This is a genomic window from Streptomyces sp. TG1A-8 (assembly GCF_030499535.1).
Classification (GTDB): domain Bacteria; phylum Actinomycetota; class Actinomycetes; order Streptomycetales; family Streptomycetaceae; genus Streptomyces.
The window spans coordinates 5611680-5629146 of record NZ_JASTLB010000001.1 but is presented as its reverse complement, the minus strand read 5'-3'; the positions used below and the strand labels follow the sequence as shown (position 1 = coordinate 5629146).

The 17467-nt window shown below is 73.7% G+C and carries 15 protein-coding genes and 1 pseudogene; 9 read left to right on the top strand and 7 right to left on the bottom strand.

Annotation, left to right across the window (positions count from 1 at the left end):
• Positions 1-39: 39 nt before the first annotated feature.
• Positions 40-1438 (top strand): annotated as a pseudogene (locus tag QQY24_RS24765) (GntP family permease).
• On the opposite strand, the gene QQY24_RS24760 reads toward QQY24_RS24765, so the two are convergent.
• The 3 genes from QQY24_RS24760 to QQY24_RS24750 form a co-directional block, all read right to left on the bottom strand.
• Entirely contained in the window at positions 1424-2095 is a 672-nt protein-coding gene (locus tag QQY24_RS24760) for a cytochrome b/b6 domain-containing protein (RefSeq protein ID WP_301974926.1), read from the bottom strand. The pseudogene QQY24_RS24765 and the gene QQY24_RS24760 overlap by 15 nt on opposite strands.
• The gene (locus QQY24_RS24755; protein ID WP_301974925.1) at positions 2079-2822 is read right to left on the bottom strand and encodes a molybdopterin-dependent oxidoreductase; all 744 of its coding nucleotides are present in this window, start codon (positions 2820-2822) and stop codon (positions 2079-2081) included. Before QQY24_RS24755 ends, QQY24_RS24760 begins: the two co-directional genes overlap by 17 nt.
• A gap of 84 nt (positions 2823-2906) precedes the next feature.
• The gene (locus QQY24_RS24750; RefSeq protein ID WP_301974924.1) at positions 2907-3884 is read right to left on the bottom strand and encodes a hypothetical protein; all 978 of its coding nucleotides are present in this window, start codon (positions 3882-3884) and stop codon (positions 2907-2909) included.
• Positions 3885-4307: 423 nt separating this feature from the next.
• Here QQY24_RS24750 and QQY24_RS24745 point away from each other — a divergent pair, with 423 nt between their 5' ends.
• The 6 genes from QQY24_RS24745 (at position 4308) to QQY24_RS24720 (ending at position 9041) form a co-directional block, all read left to right on the top strand.
• Entirely contained in the window at positions 4308-5201 is an 894-nt protein-coding gene (locus tag QQY24_RS24745; RefSeq protein WP_301974923.1) for a DMT family transporter, read from the top strand.
• A gap of 42 nt (positions 5202-5243) precedes the next feature.
• On the top strand, positions 5244-5759 hold the full coding sequence (locus QQY24_RS24740) for an NUDIX domain-containing protein (RefSeq protein WP_301974922.1): 516 nt from the start codon (positions 5244-5246) through the stop codon (positions 5757-5759).
• A gap of 20 nt (positions 5760-5779) precedes the next feature.
• Positions 5780-6172 (top strand): YidH family protein, encoded by a 393-nt coding sequence (locus tag QQY24_RS24735; protein WP_301974921.1) that lies wholly within the window; start codon positions 5780-5782, stop codon positions 6170-6172.
• Positions 6160-6483, top strand: coding sequence for a DUF202 domain-containing protein (locus tag QQY24_RS24730; protein ID WP_301974920.1), 324 nt, complete (start codon positions 6160-6162; stop codon positions 6481-6483). Before QQY24_RS24735 ends, QQY24_RS24730 begins: the two co-directional genes overlap by 13 nt.
• A gap of 314 nt (positions 6484-6797) precedes the next feature.
• Positions 6798-7820 (top strand): phosphotransferase family protein, encoded by a 1023-nt coding sequence (locus QQY24_RS24725; protein WP_301974919.1) that lies wholly within the window; start codon positions 6798-6800, stop codon positions 7818-7820.
• 6 nt (positions 7821-7826) lie between these two features.
• Positions 7827-9041 (top strand): acyl-CoA dehydrogenase family protein, encoded by a 1215-nt coding sequence (locus QQY24_RS24720; protein WP_301974918.1) that lies wholly within the window; start codon positions 7827-7829, stop codon positions 9039-9041.
• Between the two features lie 60 nt (positions 9042-9101).
• Here the strand turns inward: QQY24_RS24720 and QQY24_RS24715 are convergent, their stop codons facing one another.
• Genes QQY24_RS24715 through QQY24_RS24705 form a run of 3 tightly spaced genes read right to left on the bottom strand, consistent with a single transcriptional unit; the run spans position 9102 to position 12178 of the window.
• Positions 9102-9695: a TetR/AcrR family transcriptional regulator gene (locus QQY24_RS24715; RefSeq protein ID WP_301974917.1), complete on the bottom strand. Its 594-nt coding sequence runs from the start codon at positions 9693-9695 to the stop codon at positions 9102-9104.
• Between the two features lie 45 nt (positions 9696-9740).
• The gene (locus QQY24_RS24710; protein ID WP_301974916.1) at positions 9741-11408 is read right to left on the bottom strand and encodes a class I adenylate-forming enzyme family protein; all 1668 of its coding nucleotides are present in this window, start codon (positions 11406-11408) and stop codon (positions 9741-9743) included.
• Positions 11405-12178, bottom strand: a complete 774-nt coding sequence (locus QQY24_RS24705) for an SDR family oxidoreductase (RefSeq protein WP_301974915.1) — start codon at positions 12176-12178, stop codon at positions 11405-11407. The genes QQY24_RS24710 and QQY24_RS24705 overlap by 4 nt, the downstream gene beginning before the upstream one ends.
• A 166-nt stretch (positions 12179-12344) precedes the next feature.
• Here QQY24_RS24705 and QQY24_RS24700 point away from each other — a divergent pair, with 166 nt between their 5' ends.
• Complete coding sequence (locus QQY24_RS24700) at positions 12345-13574, top strand: DUF1343 domain-containing protein (RefSeq protein ID WP_301974914.1); 1230 nt, start codon at positions 12345-12347, stop codon at positions 13572-13574.
• A 70-nt stretch (positions 13575-13644) separates the two neighbouring features.
• Here the strand turns inward: QQY24_RS24700 and QQY24_RS24695 are convergent, their stop codons facing one another.
• On the bottom strand, positions 13645-16434 hold the full coding sequence (locus QQY24_RS24695; RefSeq protein ID WP_301974913.1) for a penicillin acylase family protein: 2790 nt from the start codon (positions 16432-16434) through the stop codon (positions 13645-13647).
• Between the two features lie 256 nt (positions 16435-16690).
• Here QQY24_RS24695 and QQY24_RS24690 point away from each other — a divergent pair, with 256 nt between their 5' ends.
• Positions 16691-17293: a hypothetical protein gene (locus QQY24_RS24690; RefSeq protein ID WP_301974912.1), complete on the top strand. Its 603-nt coding sequence runs from the start codon at positions 16691-16693 to the stop codon at positions 17291-17293.
• Positions 17294-17467: the final 174 nt, after the last annotated feature.

Below are 17467 nucleotides of genomic sequence, written 5' to 3'. Positions count from 1 at the left end.
CCCTCCATCCCCCCGTCCCCGTACCTGCAAGGGAACCCCGTGACCAGACTCAGCGTCGAGGTGCTGGCAGCGGACGCACCTGCGCCGATCACCTCCGCCGGCGATGCCCAGCTGGGCATCGCCGTCCTCGTGGGCATCGCCGTCATCGTCCTGCTCATCACCAGGTTCAGGCTCCACGCCTTCCTGTCGCTCACCATCGGCTCGCTCGTCCTCGGGGCGGTCGCCGGAGCGCCGCTCGACAAGGCGATCACCAGCTTCACCACCGGACTCGGCTCCACGGTGGCCGGCGTGGGTGTCCTGATCGCGCTCGGGTCGATCCTGGGCAAGCTGCTCGCCGACTCCGGGGGCGCGGACCAGATCGTGGACACGATCCTCGCGAAGGCGGGCGGACGGGCGATGCCGTGGGCGATGGTGCTGATCGCCTCCGTGATCGGCCTGCCGCTGTTCTTCGAGGTCGGCATCGTGCTGCTGATCCCGGTCGTGCTGATGGTCGCCAAGCGCGGCAACTACTCCCTGATGCGCATCGGCATCCCGGCGCTGGCCGGTCTGTCCGTGATGCACGGCCTGGTCCCGCCGCATCCCGGCCCGCTGACCGCGATCGACGCGGTGGGGGCCAACCTGGGCGTGACCCTGGCGTTCGGCATCCTCGTCGCCGTCCCGACGGTGGTCATCGCCGGACCGCTGTTCTCCCGTGCCGCCGCCCGCTGGGTGGACGTGCCCGCTCCCGACCGGATGCTGCCGCAGCGCCCCTCGCAGGACCTGCAGCGCCGGCCGGGGTTCGGCGCGACGCTGGGCACCGTGCTGCTGCCGGTGGTGCTGATGCTGGCCAAGGCGCTGGTGGACATCGTCGTGGACGACCCGGCGGACCTCACCCAGCGGGTCTTCGACGTCGCCGGCTCCCCGCTGATCGCGCTGCTCGCCGCCGTGCTGGTCGCCATCTTCACGCTGGGCCGGCCCGCCGGCTTCGGCAAGGAGCGGATCCAGCAGACGGTTCGAGACGAGCCTGATGCCCATCGCGGGCATCCTGCTGATCGTCGGCGCGGGCGGCGGCTTCAAGCAGACGCTGATCGACTGCGGAGTGGGGCAGATGGTCCTGGACGTCTCCAGGGACTGGTCGATCCCGGCCCTGCTGCTGGGCTGGCTGATCGCGGTGGTGATCCGGCTGGCCACCGGCTCGGCGACGGTCGCGACCGTGTCGGCGGCCGGTCTGGTGGCGCCGCTGGCGGCCGACATGTCCACCACCCACTCGGCCCTGCTGGTCCTCGCCATCGGTGCCGGATCTCTGTTCTTCAGCCACGTCAACGACGCCGGCTTCTGGCTGGTGAAGGAGTACTTCGGGCTGGGCGTCGGACAGACGGTCAAGACCTGGTCGGTGATGGAGACGATCATCTCGGTGGTCGCCGGCGGCCTGGTCCTGCTGCTGTCACTGGTGGTCTGAGGCCCGCCGGCCCGTTGTGGCGCCCCGGTCCCCGGGGCGCCACAACGGGTGCGCGGTCCCGGCCCACCGCGCGCTGACCGAGCCCGTGCGCAGTCCCCGCCTGGCCTCCGGGTCCCCCAGCGCCATGCCGATGTGGCCGGCCAGCACCACGCCGACGGTCAGGGCCAGCCAGTCGTGGACGAAGGTCGCCGAGGTGCGCCACACCAGGGGCGTGAGGCGGGTGAACCACATCAGCAGGCCGGTGCCGAGCATGACGAGGCCCGCGCCGGCGATCCAGGCCGCGTAAACCTTCTGGCCGGCGTTGAACTTACCCGCCGGCCGGGAGGAGGGCCGCTTGTCACGGCGGAGCGCGGCGCGCAGCCACACGCGGTCGTGCGGGCCGAAGCGGTTGAGGAAGCGCAGGTCTGCCCGGAAGGCGCGGGAGGCCAGGCCCAGCAGGACGGGGACGGGCAGGGCGAGCCCGGCGCACTCGTGGACGCGGACGACCAGTGCGCGGCGGCCGACGAGCACGGCCAGCTGCGGCACGTAGAGGACGGCCGCGGTCAGCACGCACCCGGCCATGAGCGCGGCCGTGGTGCGGTGCACCCACCGTTCGGCGGTGGTGAAGCGGCGCACCCGGGTGTCCGGGGGCGCCGGGGTCTCAGTTCGTGGGTTCATCGGTGCGTCCGTTCGACCGGCCCACCCAGGCGTCGACGTCGTAGCCGAGGTTCTCCCAGTAGCCGGGCCGGACGTGGTCGGTGACCGTGATGCCGGAGAGCCACTTGGCGGACTTGTAGAAGTACATGGGGGCGACGTACAGGCGGACCGGACCGCCGTGGTCGTGGCCGATGTCGTCGTCCTGCATGCGCAGGGCGACCAGGACGTCGGGACGGCGGGCCTGGTCGAGGGTGAGGCTCTCGCTGTAGGTGCCGTCGAAGCAGGTGAAGCGGACGGCCCGGGCGGAGCCGCGGACACCCGCCGCGTCCAGCAGGCGGGAGAGCCGTACGCCCTCGAAGGGGGTGCCCGGGACCCGCCAGCCGGTGACGCACTGGACGTCCCTGACCAGCCGGGTCTGCGGCAGCGCGCGCAGGTCGGCGAGGGTGTGGGTGGCCGGGCGGTCGACCAGGCCGTCGACGGTGAGCCGGTAGTCGGCGGCGCTCCGGCGCGGGACGGACGCGGCGACCGAGTAGTAGCGGAAGCCGCCGCCGTTGGGCAGCAGGCCGGTCAGGCCCGTGGGGTCCTTGCCGGAAACGCCGCCGAGGAAGTCCTCCAGACCGCGTTGCAGCACGGGCGCGGCGGCCACGCCGAGGGCGCCGAGGCCCAGGGTGCCGAGGAGGACACGGCGGCCGATGGGCCGGCCCCGGGCGTCGGACGGTTCGGACGGTTCGGCCGGTTCGGGGTTCACCCGTTCATTCGAGCACCTCGGGCCCGCCGGGGCCAGGGGGGACGGCCGTCGGTCAGCGTTCCGTAAGGACTTCCCGCCGGTCCCTCACCGTGGGCGGAGCACCCGGGCGCGGGCCGTGCGGAAGGCCGTCCACGGGTCGCGGTGCGGATACGACCAGGGGTCCGGGGTGGCGTGCCGGCCGATGCGCTGGAACAGGGCCGCCGCCTCGGCCGGGCGGCCGGCGCAGGACATGGCGAAGGCGAGGTGGTTGAGGTCGACGTGGCGGCGGGGGTGGTCGTCGTGCTCCCACTCCAGCCACCAGTCGAACGACGCCCGCAGGATCCGCCGGGCCCGGGGGCCGGACCAGTGTCCGGAAGCGGCCGGGTCGGCGGGGGCGAGGCCGGTGGCGGCCAGGACCCGGTAGCGCTCGGCGTACGCGACCACCGGCAGGACGGCCAGCGGGGAGTCGGCGGGGGCCTCGGCGGCGGCCCGCTCGGCGAGGTCGTACACCTCGTGGGACTCGGCCCCACCGCCCTGGGGGCGCTCGGCGAGGCGGGAGACCAGCAGGTGGTGGCCGTGGTGGTGCTCGCGGTGGCGGCGGCGCAGTTCCCCGAAGGCGTGCAGCAGCTCGTCCTCGGATCCGTGGGTGCGGGCCAGCAGGAGCAGGCCGAGCCAGGGGGTGGGGTCGGCGGGGGCGAGCGCGGCGGCGGTGCGGCAGGCCTCGCGGGCGGTGCCGGGTTCCTCCTTGCCGCGCAGGGCGCGGTGGACGAGGGCGAGCGCGAGCAGCGTGGCTGCGTCGGCGGAGCCGGGTTCGCGCAGCAGCCACTGCCGGGCCCAGGCGGCGGCGTACGGCTCCCGGGCGAGCACGGTGACCCGGTGGCCGCGGCGGTCCCACTCGTCACCCGTGTGCAGCAGCAGCGAGCGCACGGTCTGCCAGCGGCCCTGGGTCAGGGCGGCCCGGGCGGAGGGGAGTGCGGGGTCGTCGAGCGCGTCGTCGAAGGCGCCGGAGTCGTCCGGGCCGGTGTCACCGGACGGTTCCGCGGGGGCCCGGCGAGCGCCGAGCAGGGACGGGATTGGGGGCACCGCAGGACTTCCTGTTTCTCGGGCTGCCATCGGCCGGTCACGCACAGCAAACCCCGAGCCAAGGGTCGCGTCAAGCTGAACGACGGTAACGACGATGTTGCCGTCGTCGTCGCCGTCGTCACCCTCGTCGCTGCCGTCGTCGGTCACCGCGCCCGGCGGGGCACGCCGGGCGACGGGCCCCGCGAGCCGTGCCACCGCGCGGGATTCGGGACGATTTGTGTGGCGTACGCCATGGCGCCGGACGCCCGGGGCGCGGAACATGGCCGCACGGCCCCGCCGCCCCCGGCCCCGTCCGCGCGGGGCGGGCACCGGGACCGCGTCAAAGGCTCCCTTCCGGGTACTCTCCGGGGCAATGCGGTCCCGGTAACGCTACAGTCGGCCACTGCGCACCCGTGGCCCGGCCGGACGATCGAGGTAGGCAGCGTGTCCGTACTGGTTCTCCTTCTCTCCGTGAGTGCCGCGTGCTGCCTGGGTTTCGGATTCGTCCTCCAGCAGAACGCCGCGCAGCGGGCACCGCTCAGTGACTTCCTGTCCTTCCGGCTGCTGCTCGACCTGGTGCGGGTGCCGCGCTGGCTCCGCGGCCTGGCGCTGATGGTGGCCGGCATGGTGCTCGGCGCGGTCGCGCTCGGCAAGGGCGAGATCTCCCTGGTCGAACCGCTGCTCGCGACGAACCTGCTGTTCGCCCTCGCCCTGTCCCGGCACCAGACCGGACAGTCCCTGGGCCGCCAGGGCTGGGCCGGCCTCGTGCTGCTCGCGGGCGGCGTGGGCGCGTTCATCATCGCCGGGGAACCGCGCGGCGGCAGCGCGGTCACCGACCCGCTGCGGCACTGGCTGATCATCGGCGTGACGGTCGGCGCGGCCCTGGTGCTGACGGCGTACGCCAAGCGGTCGCGGCTGAGCTGGGGCCCCGTGCTGCTGGCCACCGCGGCCGGGCTCCTGTACGGCGTGCAGGACGCCCTGACCCGGGTGAGCGGCACCCGCTTCTCCGACGGCGGCCTCGTGGAGCTGTTCACCGGCTGGCAGCCGTACGGCGTGCTGGCGTGCGGCGTCACCGGCCTGGTCCTGGTGCAGAGCGCCTTCGAGACCGCCTCCCTGCGGATGTCGCTGCCCGCGCTGACCGCCGCCGAACCGCTGGCCGGCATCCTGTGCGGGGTGGGCTTCCTCGGCGACCGGCTGCGCACCGACACCGGGGCGCTGGCCTGGGAGGCGGCGGGACTCGCGGCGGTCGTCACGGGCATCGTGCTGCTCGGGCTGCACCCGGCGATGCCGTGCGGCGCGACGGAACGGGAGCCCGCCCGGGACTTCCAGGCCCGCTGAGCCCGTGCCGGGCCGGCCGGCCGGCTTTGCTTGGATACGGGCATGAACCCTGCTGACGAGATCCTCGACGTCGTCGACGAGAACGACCGGGTGGTCGCCCGGTGCCCGCGCGGCGAGGCGTACGCCCGGGGGCTGCGCCACCGCTGCGTGTTCATCGAGGCCCGGGACCCGGACGGCCGGCTCTTCGTCCACCGGCGCACCGCCACCAAGCTGGTGTTCCCCTCCCGCCACGACATGTTCGTCGGCGGGGTCGTGGGCGCCGGCGAGTCCTACGACGCGGCCGCCCTGCGGGAGGCGGAGGAGGAACTGGGCGTGAGCGGACTGCCGCAGCCGTCCTTCCTCTTCAAGTTCCTGTACGACGACGGCGCCGGGAAGAGCTGGTGGTCCGCGGTGTACGAGCTGCGCTGCGCGCTGCCGGTGCGGCCGCAGGCCGAGGAGGTCGCGTGGTACGGCTTCCTGCCCGACGAGGAGGTGCGGCGGCTGCTCGGCACGTGGGAGTGGGTGCCCGACGGGCTGGCCGCGTACGAGCGGCTGCGGGCGTTCCGGTCGGCCCGCTGAGCCCCGGTAGGGTCCTGCGCGTGAGCGGACTTGTGCGGAACGTGCGGCTGTGGTTCGCACCGGAGCGGGTGCGGGACGAGGGGGGCACCCCGGACTACCGGTTCTCGCTGGCCAACGAGCGCACGTTCCTGGCCTGGTTGCGCACCGCGCTGGCGCTGATCGGGGGCGGCTTCGCGGTCGACCAGTTCCTGCCGGGCCTCCGCTGGGCCTGGCGGGTGGGCCTGGCGCTCGCGCTGCTCGGCGCCGGTGCGCTGTGCGCGCTGCGCGCGGTGAACCACTGGGTGCGCTGCGAGCGGGCCATGCGGCGCGGCGAGGACCTGCCCGCCTCCCGGTTCCCGGCCCTGCTGGGCGTGGTGGTCGCGGTGGTGGCCGCGGCGATGGTCGTGGTGGTGCTGGCCGGATGGGCGGGGTGAGCCCGGCGGGCCGGGACCCGGGGCTCCAGCCGGAGCGCACCCGGCTGGCGTGGCGGCGCACGACGCTGTCGGCCACCGTGGCCGCCGTCCTCGCCGCGCGCACCGCCCTGCACGGCGGGGCGTCCCCCACGGGCGTCGTCACGTGCGCGCTGTGCTGCGCGCAGTGGCTGGGTTTCCTGCGGGTGGCCCAGCACCGGATCCGCGCCCTGGCCGCCGGGGCCCGGCCGCCCGCACTGGGGGCCCGGCACGCCACGGCGGCGGTGCTGTGCGCGGTGGCGCTGGCCGGGTGCGCGGTCGTCCTGGTGGTCTAGCGGCACCGGCGGGCCGGGCCGTGGTGCCCGGGCGCGTGCCGGTCGCGCGTCGGCCGTTTCCGAGGCCCCCGCGCTCCCGGAGCCCACCCCCGTGACCGCGCCCCACCACCGTGACCGCGCGCGGCCGGCACCCGGGCGGGCGGCACGCGGACGCAGGCGGCCGCAGGGGCGGGCAGCCGCCGCGGACCGGGGGCCGTCGTCCCCTCGTGGCTCCGGTCACGTTTGCGTCCGTGTTCGGTACGCGCACTGGACTGCATACCGACCGGTCGGCATCATGAACCACGTCGTTGTTCACCCGTTCGTAGGAGTGATGTATGAGCGCCGACCACCCGCCCGGGCTCGATCTCGACCGGCTGTGCGCCCTGCTGGACCGTGAGCGCCCCGGTCTGGTCGGCGGCCCCCTGACCGGCCGGCTGATCGAGGGCGGACGGTCCAACCTCACCTACGCGGTCACCGACGGCACCTCGAAGTGGGTCGTGCGGCGCCCGCCGCTCGGCCACGTGCTGGCCACCGCGCACGACATGAAGCGCGAGCACCGGGTGATCAGCGCGCTGCACCCGACGTCCGTGCCCGTCCCCCGCCCGGTGCTGCTGTGCGAGGACGAGGAGGTGCTCGGCGCGCCGTTCTACGTCATGGAGTTCGTGGAGGGCACCCCGTACCGCACCGCCCAGCAGCTCGTCCCGCTCGGCGCGGAGCGCACCCGCGACGCGGTGCTGTCCCTGGTGGACACACTGGTCGAGCTGCACGCGGTGGATCCCGCCGGGGTGGGCCTGGCGGACTTCGGCCGGCCGGAGGGCTTCCTGGACCGGCAGCTGCGCCGCTGGGGCAAGCAGCTGGACGCCTCCCGCAACCGCGAGCTGGCCGGCATCGACGAACTGCACGCGGCCCTCGGGCGCGCCCTGCCCCGTTCCCCCGCGCCGGCCGTCGTGCACGGCGACTACCGGCTCGACAACGTCCTCATCGGCGAGGACGACCGGATCCGGGCGATCCTCGACTGGGAGATGTCGACGCTCGGCGACCCGCTCACCGACCTGGGCCTGCTGGTGATGTACAGCCGGCCGCTGGGCATGCCCGAGTCGCCCGTCTCCACCACGGCCGAGGCCCCGGGGCACCCCTCCCCGGCCGAGCTGGTCGAGCGGTACGCCGCGCGCTCGGGGCGCGACGTCTCCGCCGTCTCCTGGTACACGGCGTTCGCCTGGTTCAAGCTCGCCGTGATCCTGGAGGGCATCCACTACCGGTACACGCTGGGCCGGACGGTGGGACACGGCTTCGACCGGATCGGCGAGCTGGTGCCCGTCTTCATCCACCACGGACTGACCACTCTGCAGGAAGGCTGACCCGACATGGACTTCGCGTTCGACGCGCGCACGGAGGAACTGCGCGCCAGGCTCCTCGCCTTCATGGACGAGTACGTCTACCCGGCGGAGGCGGTGGCCGAGGAGCAGCGGGCCGCGCTGGCCTCGCCGTGGGACACCCCGGCCGTGGTCGAGGAGCTGAAGGCCGAGGCGCGCCGGCAGGGCCTGTGGAACCTGTTCCTGCCGGACGCCGAGTACGGCGCCGGGCTGACCAACCTCCAGTACGCGCCGCTCGCCGAGATCAGCGGCCGCTCCCCGCAGCTCGCGCCCACCGCGCTGAACTGCGCGGCGCCCGACACCGGCAACATGGAGGTGCTGGCGCAGTTCGGCGACGAACAGCAGCGGAAGCAGTGGCTGGAGCCGCTGCTGGCGGGCAGGATCCGCTCGGCGTTCGCGATGACGGAGCCCGAGGTGGCCTCGTCCGACGCCACGAACATCACCACGCACATCGAGCGGGACGGCGACGAGTACGTCGTCACCGGCCGCAAGTGGTACATCTCCGGGGCGATGAACCCGGACTGCGCGGTCTTCATCGTGATGGGCAAGACGGACCCGGACGGGCAGGACGTGCGCCGCCAGCAGTCCATGGTGCTGGTCCCGCGCGACACCCCGGGTGTCACCGTGAAGCGGGCCATGGGGGTGTTCGGTTACGAGGACCACCACCACGGCGGGCACGCCGAGGTGGTCTTCGACCACGCCCGCGTGCCGGTGGCGAACCTGATCGGCGAGGAGGGCGGCGGCTTCGCCATCGCCCAGGCCCGCCTGGGTCCCGGCCGGATCCACCACTGCATGCGGCTGATCGGCATGGCCGAGCGGGCGATCGAGCTGATGTGCCGGCGCGCGGTGTCCCGCACGGCCTTCGGCAAGACGCTGGCCCAGCAGGGCGTGGTCCACAACTGGATCGCGGACGCCCGGGTGACGGTCGAGCAGCTGCGGCTGCTGGTGCTCAAGACGGCCTGGCTGATGGACACCGTCGGCAACCGGGGCGCCCACACGGAGATCCAGGCCATCAAGATCGCCACGCCGAGGGCGGTCGTGGACATCATCGACCGCGCGATCCAGCTGCACGGCGCGGCCGGGGTGAGCCAGGACCTCCCGCTGGCCGAGCTGTACGCCGGAGCGCGCACGCTGATGCTCGCCGACGGGCCGGACGAGGTGCACCAGCGCTCGCTGGCCCGCAGGGAGCTGAAGAAGTACCTGTGAGCGCACACGGGCGGGGGACGGTCGCGGGCGGTGCCCGGTGGCCGCCCCCCACCCGTGCGCTCACGGCCGCAGGGCCCGCAGCAACAGGTCGGCGAGGTGGTCGGCGACCTCCTGCGGGGCCAGGGGGCCGTCGGGGCGGTACCAGGTGGACAGGTGGTGGACGGAGCCGAAGTGGTAGTCCACGACCAGGTCGGCGGGGGTCGCGGTGGAGAAGACGCCCTCGCGCTGGCCCTCCTCGACGAGCGCGCGGAAGCGTTCGTGGTAGCGCCGGCGCTCGGCGCGGACCTGCTTGTTCTTCTCCGGGCTCAGGTGGTGCATGGAGCGGAAGAAGATCGACGCGTCGTCGAGGTTCTCGATCGTGGTGACGACCACGTCCGCCGCCGCGCCCCGCAGACGCCGCTCGACCGGCTCGTCCGCGTCCGCGAAGGCGTCCAGCCGCTCCTGTTGGACGCGCAGCACGCGTGCGTACACCTCGTGCAGGAGGTCGTCCTTGGAGCCGAAGTAGTGGTACAGCGCCCCCTTGGTGACGCCGGCCGCCTCCACGATCTCCTGCACCGAGGTGCGGTCGTAACCCTGCTCGGCGAAGAGGCGGGTGGCGGCGTTCAGCAGCCTCTGCGGAACGGGCGTCCCGTCTCCGTCCGTCGTCCTGGGCACTGCCGCCACCTGCCTTTCCGTCGTTCCACTGGCTGTCGTGCGCGTCTACCGGTCCCCGTGCGTACGGGAACGCAGTTCCCGCCGCAGGATCTTCCCACTGGCCGTCTTGGGCAGCTCGGGCAGGATCTCCACCTGGCGCGGGTACTTGTAGGCGGCCAGTCTCTCCCTGCAGTACACCGCGAGTTCCTCCGGGTCCGCCTCCGCGTCCGGCCGGAGGCTGATGTAGGCCTTCACGGTCTCCCCGCGGTAGCCGTCCGGGACCCCGACGACGGCCGCCTCGCGCACCGCCGGGTGGGTGTAGAGGACGTCCTCGACCTCGCGCGGCCACACCTTGAAGCCGGACGCGTTGATCATGTCCTTCTTGCGGTCGACGACGTACAGCCAGCCCTGCGCGTCCATGAACCCGATGTCGCCGGTGCGCAGTTCGCCGTCCGGGAAGGTCTCGGCGGTGGCGTCGGGCCGCCGCCAGTAGCCGGGGACGACCTGCGGTCCGCGGACGGCGATCTCGCCCTGCTCGCCGAAGGGGACCTCCGCGCCCCGCTCGTCCAGGACGCGCACGACGGTGTCCGCGCCGGGCACGCCGACGGCCAGGGTTCCCGAGGCCGGATCGACGGGCGCTTCCAGGGTGGGCGGGACGGAGGCACAGGGGGCGGTGCACTCGGTGAGGCCGTAGCCGTTGCGGATGTACGGCCCGAAGCGCTCGCGGAACATCTCCACCAGGGCGGGCGGCAGGGGGGCGCCGCCGGAGGAGATGTGCACGAAGGAGGAGAAGTGGTCGCGGGTGGCGTCGGGGTGGGCGGCCAGCGCCATGAACGCGGTGGACGGGCCGACCGTGTAGTGCGGGCGGTGCTCGGCGAACGCCCCCAGGACGACCCCGGCCTCGAAGCGGTAGGTGAGCACGAGCGTGCCCGCGCTGTCGAGGCAGGCGCCGAGCTGGCAGACCATTCCGGTGATGTGGAACAGGGGCGCCAGCGCGTGGTAGACGGGCGCCTCGGGCAGGCCGAGCCCGGTGCGCTGCCGCTCGGCGTTGTGCATGATGTTGCCGTGCGTGTTGGTGGCGCCCTTGGGGGTGCCGCTGGTGCCGGAGGTGTAGCTGATCAGGGCGGTGTCGCCGGGGTGCGGGTCGCGGCCCGCGGGGGCCGTGCCGCCCCGCCGGGCGACGGCCACGAGGTCGTCGGCGTCCGCGGCCGGGGGCAGCCGTTCGAAGCCCAGCACGCGCGTGTCGTCGCGCGTCTGGAAGTCCAGCTCGCACGCGGTGAGCACGGTCCGCACCGGCGAGTCGGCGGCCGTGGCGCGCAGGTAGGACTCCCAGGCCCGGTCGGAGCAGACCAGCGCCGCCACCCCGGCGTCGCGCAGGACGTGGGAGACCTCCGCCGACTTGTACATGGGGTTGACGGGCACGACGGTCGCGCCCGCCTTCCAGGCGCCGAGGACCGCCAGCACGAAGTGCGGGGAGTTCTGCAGCAGGACGGCGACCCGGTCCCCGCGCTCCAGGCCGCGCCCGGCGAGGTGGGCGGCGACGGAGTCGCTCATCCGGTCCACCTCGCGGTAGCTCAGACGGGCGTCGAAGTAGGTGAGGAAGGTGCGCCCGGGGGCCTCGGCGACGGCGTGGCGCAGGGCGTGCACGAGGGAGTCGGCGGGCTCGACCGGGGCGCGCTGGGCCTCGTCGAGGAGGGCCAGCCAGGGGCGGGCGGCGTACCGGGAGACGGTCACCGGGTCGCCTCCCACTGGCGCTGGAGGTGGTTCATGCCGCCCAGCCAGTGGTCGGGGTCGGTGGCCCGCGCCCGGTAGAACTCGGCGACCTCGGGGTGCGGCAGGATCAGGAAGCGGTCCTCCTCGATGCCCCGGAGCAGGGCGTCGGCGACGGCCTCCGGCGCGATCGCGGTCGGCTGGAGCACCAGGTCGCCCGCGCTGCCGGTGGCGGCCAGCATGTCGGTGCGCACGCCCTGCGGGCAGATCGCGTGGACCTTCAGGCCCCGGTGGCGGTAGGTGAGCGAGAGCCATTCGGCGAAGGCCAGTGCCCCGTGCTTGGTGACGCTGTAGGAGGGGGCGCCGATCATGGTGAGCAGGCCGGCGGCCGAGACGGTGGAGACGAACCGGCCGCGGCCCCGCTCCAGCCAGCCGGGCAGCAGCTGGTGGGCGGCCCGGACGTGGGCCATCACGTTGACGTCCCAGGACAGCGCCCAGCTCTTCTCGTCGAGCGGTCCGGCCGCGTCCCCGTCCTGGAAGCCGACGCCGGCGTTGGCGCAGTAGACGTCCACGGTGCCGCCGAGGGCGTCCCGCGCGTCGTCGACGATCGCGGAGGCGTCACCGGGCACGGCGGTCGCGCCGATCTCCTCGGCGACCGCCTCGGCCTTCCCGGCGTCCAGGTCGTTGACCACCACCCGGGCGCCCTCGGCGGCGAACCTGCGGGCCAGCGCGGCCCCGATCCCCCCGCCCGCCCCGGTGACGACCACTCCCGCATCCTGCACGGCTTCCACCATCGGTCTCCTTGACACGACTTCGCGCGGCGCGCGTCGACTCTGGCCCCACCAGACTAACCAGTCGGTATGTGTAAAGGAAGGGTGACCGCTCCGGTCCGGGGGGCGCGGGGAGCCGCGCGAGCGGCCACACTCGGCCTGCACCTTCCCCACCTACGGAGGTCACCCCATGCGCCTGTCCCGACGGCACCTTCTCGCATCGGCCTCGACGGCGGTGGTGCCGGCGGCCCCCGCCGCCGCCCGCTCCGGCCGCCGCCTGAGAACCGGTTTCGAGCGCCTGGCCGCCGACGGCTACGCCCTCCTGGCCGGCCGGAGGGTGGGTCTGGTCACCAATCCCACCGGCATCACCCGCGACGTGCGCCACATCGTCGACGTCATGCACGCCGACCCCCGTGTGCGCCTGACGGCGGTCTTCGGCCCCGAGCACGGCTTCCGGGGCACCGCGCAGGCGGGCGGCTCCGAGGGCCGCTACGACGACCCGGCGACGGGGCTGCCGGTCTACGACACGTACCTGAAGAGCGGCCGGCCGCTGGCCGACGTGTTCACCGCCTCCGGCGTGGACACGGTCGTCTTCGACATCCAGGACGTGGGCGCCCGCTTCTACACCTACGTCTGGACGCTCTACGACTGCATGGAGGCGGCCGGGCTCGCCGGCAAGCGGTTCGTCGTCCTGGACCGCCCGAACCCGGTCACCGGGCGCTCGGCCCGGGGACCCGTCCTGCACCGGGAGTTCGCCACCTTCGTCGGCCGGCAACCGATCGCGCAGGCGCACGGCATGACGGTCGCCGAACTGGCCCGGCTGTTCAACGGCGAGTTCCTGGGCAACCCGGTGCCGCTGGAGACCGTGCTGATGACCGGCTGGCGGCGCCACGACTTCCACGACGCCTCGGGCCTGCCCTGGGTGCCGCCGAGCCCGAACATGCCGACGCCGGACACGGCCCTGGTGTACTCCGGCACCTGCATGTTCGAGGGCACCAACCTGTCCGAGGGGCGCGGTACGACCAGGCCCTTCGAACTCCTCGGCGCGGAGGGCCTCGACGGACGCTGGGCCGCCGCGGCCGGCGAACTCGGCCTGCCCGGGGTGCGGTTCAGGGAGGCGTACTTCACGCCGGCCTTCTCCAAGTTCGAAGGCCGCACCGTCGGCGGGCTGCAGGTCCACGTGCGGGACCGGGCGGCCTACGACCCCGTCCGCACCGGGATCGCACTGCTGGTGACCGCCCGGAAGGCGTGGGACGGCTTCGCCTGGCGCCCGGACAACTGGATCGACAGGCTCACCGGCTCCGCCCGGGTGCGCACGATGATCGACGCGGGAGCCGGTACCGAGGAGGTGGTGGGCGCCTGGCAGGAGGAACTGGCGGCGTTCCGGCGGACGCGGGAGGCGTACCTGCTCTACGCGTGAGCCGCGCCCCCTTTCGGGGTGCGTGCGGCGGGCCGGGACGCCCGGTCCGCCGCACGCGCCGCCGGGGGCGCTACCGGTGCGAGGTGTACTCCACGACCTGCTGGAAGGTCGGCCGGTTCTGCCAGCCGATGCGGCCGTGCCCGATGCCGCCCAGGGTGCGCTGCACGATCGAGTCGGCGCACCACTGGTCGCCGGCCGAGCACTGGTCGTCGCCCGGGTAGACCTGGGCGGCGGTCGTCCCGGCCGCCTGCTTCAGGGTGCCGATCAGGACGTCCCGGCACGCGCCGAGGCTGCCGCCGCCGCAGTACGTCCGCGCCAGGCCGCCCTTCACGGACTCACCGAGCACCGCCCGGATGTCCTTGTCGACGTAGCTCCACCAGCCGTACTGGAAGGAGCTGCCGGCGTGCGAGCCGGTCGGGCCGTGTCCGGCGGACGGGGCCTCGTCGACGGGCAGGTTGGCGGTGAAGGCGCCGTACAGGTCGCTGCCCAGGCCGGGCTCGAACTCCGCCTTCACCAGCAGCGGCCACCAGGCGTCCAGGATGCGGATGGCGCCCGCGTGGGCGTACGTCTTCGAACCGGCCGAGGTCTCCGTGCGCCTGGCGCCCGCCGTCAGCCACGTCCGGAGCTCGTCCACCGCCGCGGCGGCCGCGGGGTCGGTCACCGGCGAGGAGTCGACCACCTTCAGCAGCTCCGGCAGCACGTCCTCGGCGCGCAGGTCGGCCAGGGCCGCGTCCGCCATGGCCTTCACCAGTGCCGAGCGGGTCACCCCGCCGGCCGCCACCAGCCTCTTCACCCGGTCGTCGAGCAGGTTGCCGCGGTGCACGGAGCCCTCGCCCCAGGGCGCGGCCGCGTAGTCCTCGGCCTGCTTGTTGTTCCAGGAGACGTAGTAGTCCTGGTCGACCGAGGCGGGGTGGGCGGAGGGCGGCGTGTGGTCGGCGGTGTTGCGGGCCGGGTCCCAGCCGCGCCACTCGTACGCGGGCCGCGCCCACACCGGGAACTCGGCGTCGACGCCGGACGCACGGACCGGGTTGTCACCGCTGTTGTAGTACGCGGTGTGCCGGGAGTCGGCGTAGAACCAGTTGAAGGTGTAGTTGATGTGCTGGGCCGCGGTCTGGAAGTCCTGCGGACCCTTGACGTAGTCCGGGTCGTTCAGCATCTGGAAGCCGACGATCGAGTCGGTCTCGTGCAGGTACGAGGAGCGCAGGGTGGTGTAGGCGACCTTCTTGCCGCCGACGGTCGCGCGGTACTCGACCGGCCCGTACTTCGTGCGCCACACCCGCATGGTGTAGGAGCCGGCGGCCGTGCCGTCGGCCACGGTCGGCGACCAGGCGTTCTTCTGCTCGACCTGGTCCATGGCGGTGCAGGTGCCGCGGTACAGGTAGTGGTGGTCGTCCTGGCACAGCTCGACGGCGTAGGTGTCGATGATGTCCTGGCCGGAGGTGGTCGCGCTCCAGGAGTAGTCCTGGCCGCGGCCGAGTTCGACGTACATGCTCAGGCCCGCGAAGGAGGCGCCGCGCGCGCTGAGGCCCGGACCCTGGATCTCCTGGAGCATCAGCAGCTGGGGGGCGAAGTAGCCGGTCTGCGGCCCGAAGACGGCGACCGGGTGGCCGCCGGCGGTGTGCTCACCGCTCACCACGAGGGCGTTGGACATGCCGCGCCGGGCGGAGCCGAGGGTGGTCCTGGCGGCCGTGGCGGTGGCGCTCCGGGCGCCCGCGCCGGTCGCGCTGCCCGTGCGGTCGTACACCAGTGGCTCCGTGGTCACCGAGCCGGCGTCGGGCAGGGCCTCGCCCCGGGCGTCGGCGGGCCTGGTGCCGTACGGGAAGCTCCGGCCGTCGTGGACGGTGAGGACGGCCTCGGGGTCGTTGCGTTCGCGGAAGGACTCCCAGACCCTGGCGCCCTCCTCCACGCCGTACTTGGCCTGGGCCGCGATCAGGGAGAGGGCGTTGTCCACCTCGCCGCCCCCGCCGGAGCCGAACAGCGAGCCGACGACCGAGGCCAGGGCCACCAGGTCGGTGACCTTGAAGTGGTCGATGGTGCCGGCGTTGGTGAGGGAGTCCTTGTGACCGGTCAGGACGTACTCGCCGGGGAAGTAACGCCCGCCGTCGGAGGCGTCGATGTAGGCGTTGATGCCGTCGGTGTAGGCGTTGACGTCGGCGAGGGCCTGCTGGCCGCGGGCGCCGTTCTTCGCCACGGCGTCGTCGATCTGCGCCTGCCGGTCGGCCTCGGTGTACGGGGCGTTGCGGTAGAACTCCTGTTCCAGGCCCTGGTTGGCGGCGGCGCCGCCCGCGAAGGAGGTGAGCTGTCCGCGGCCCACGTGCCGGAAGACGTCCATGAGCCACAGCCGGTCCTCGGCGGCCGCGTATCCGGCGCCGAACTCGGTGCCGTAGCGCGTGGTGCCGGTGATGTGCGGCACGCCGGCCTTCTTGTCGCGCACGATCGTCACGTCGGTGCGGCCGGCCGGTTTCTCCGTGGAGGCGACCTGGTCGGGGGGGACGCCGAAGGAGGCGTCGTTGAAAAAGGTGTTGATCTTCTCATCGGTGAGGCCCGGGTAACCGGTGGCCAGGCCGGCGTAGGGGCCGAGTTGGTCCCCGGCGTGCGGGGGCTGCGTGCCGAAGGCCTTGTTGAGCAGGATCTGGGCGAGGGTGGCGTTGCCGTTCTCGCCGGGCGGCAGGATGTCCGAGCACCGGCCGCCGCAGTGGTCGTTCGAGGCCGGGGCGTCCTGCGCTGCCGCCGCCCGGGTGACCGGGGAGAGAAGTCCGGCGACGAGCACGCATATCGACGCCGACTTCAGGAACCCGTTGAGTCTGCGGGGAGTTCTCCGTTCGTGGAGCGACACGTTGTGTGGGGTGTGCCGTGGCATGGCAGCTCCTCCCGACGGGGGTGAGCCGGACGTTACCGCCGGTATCCCCGGGGACAAAGATGAACATGCGTCAACTTCGGGGGTGACTGGGGATGGTGCCGGGTGGAGGAACCGGGACGCCCGGCCCGGAGGCGTCACCGATCGGATGGAGCCGAATCGCGTATCGGTACGTCTACTGGTCGACGTCGCGCGGAACCCGTACGGCGACGCCGAAGTGACCGAAGTGCGAACGCAGGTGTGACGGAGGTGCAGGGCGATGGCCGGATTCCGAAGCCTGGCGAGACAGGTGCGCGACCCGCGGTGCGACCTGGCGCTGCGGCGCTATTCACTGCGCAAGTGCCTGGAGCGGTTCGCTCCTTACGGGCACCGGGCGACGTGGGACCATTTGTGCTCCCGGGCCGGTTTCGGCCCGGAGGACCGGGCCCCAGATCCGGCGCGGCTCGTGGCCGCGCTGGAGGAGCTGGAGGAGGCGCGGGCGGTCTGGCTCGGCTACGAGGCCGAGTTCGCCGAGCGCCGCAAGAAGGAGAAGCACGACGGGCTGCGCCGGCCGGGCAGCGTGGACGACTGGCACCGGATGACCTGGGGCGGATTCGGGGTCGCGTGGTGCGACGACCCGCGGGTCCACCCCGGCGCGCCGCTGGCCGAGGTGCTGCGCCGGCTGATCGCCGCACTGAACCGCGAGCCGGGCGCGGCTTGCCCGGTGTGCGGCGGCGAGCACCTCGTCTGGAGGTACGGCCTGGACCACGAACCCTCCTCCGGTCCGGTCTGCGCGGACTGCGGGATCCTCGTGCCCCGGCCCGTGCTCACCCCGCAGGCACTGGCGTACGCCGAGCGGGAACGGCTGCTGATGTCGGCGTGAGCGACCGGCCCGCGGGGCCCGGGGGCGCGGCGGGCGCCCGCCGGGACGGCCGGCCCGGCCCCCGTCACCGCCGGGGCGCCGGCGTGGTCCCGGCCGGCCGGGACCACTGGGGGCGCGGCCGCCCGGTGCCGCCGCACGGCACGCGGGGCCGCACCGGTCCGGGGCCCGGCCGGT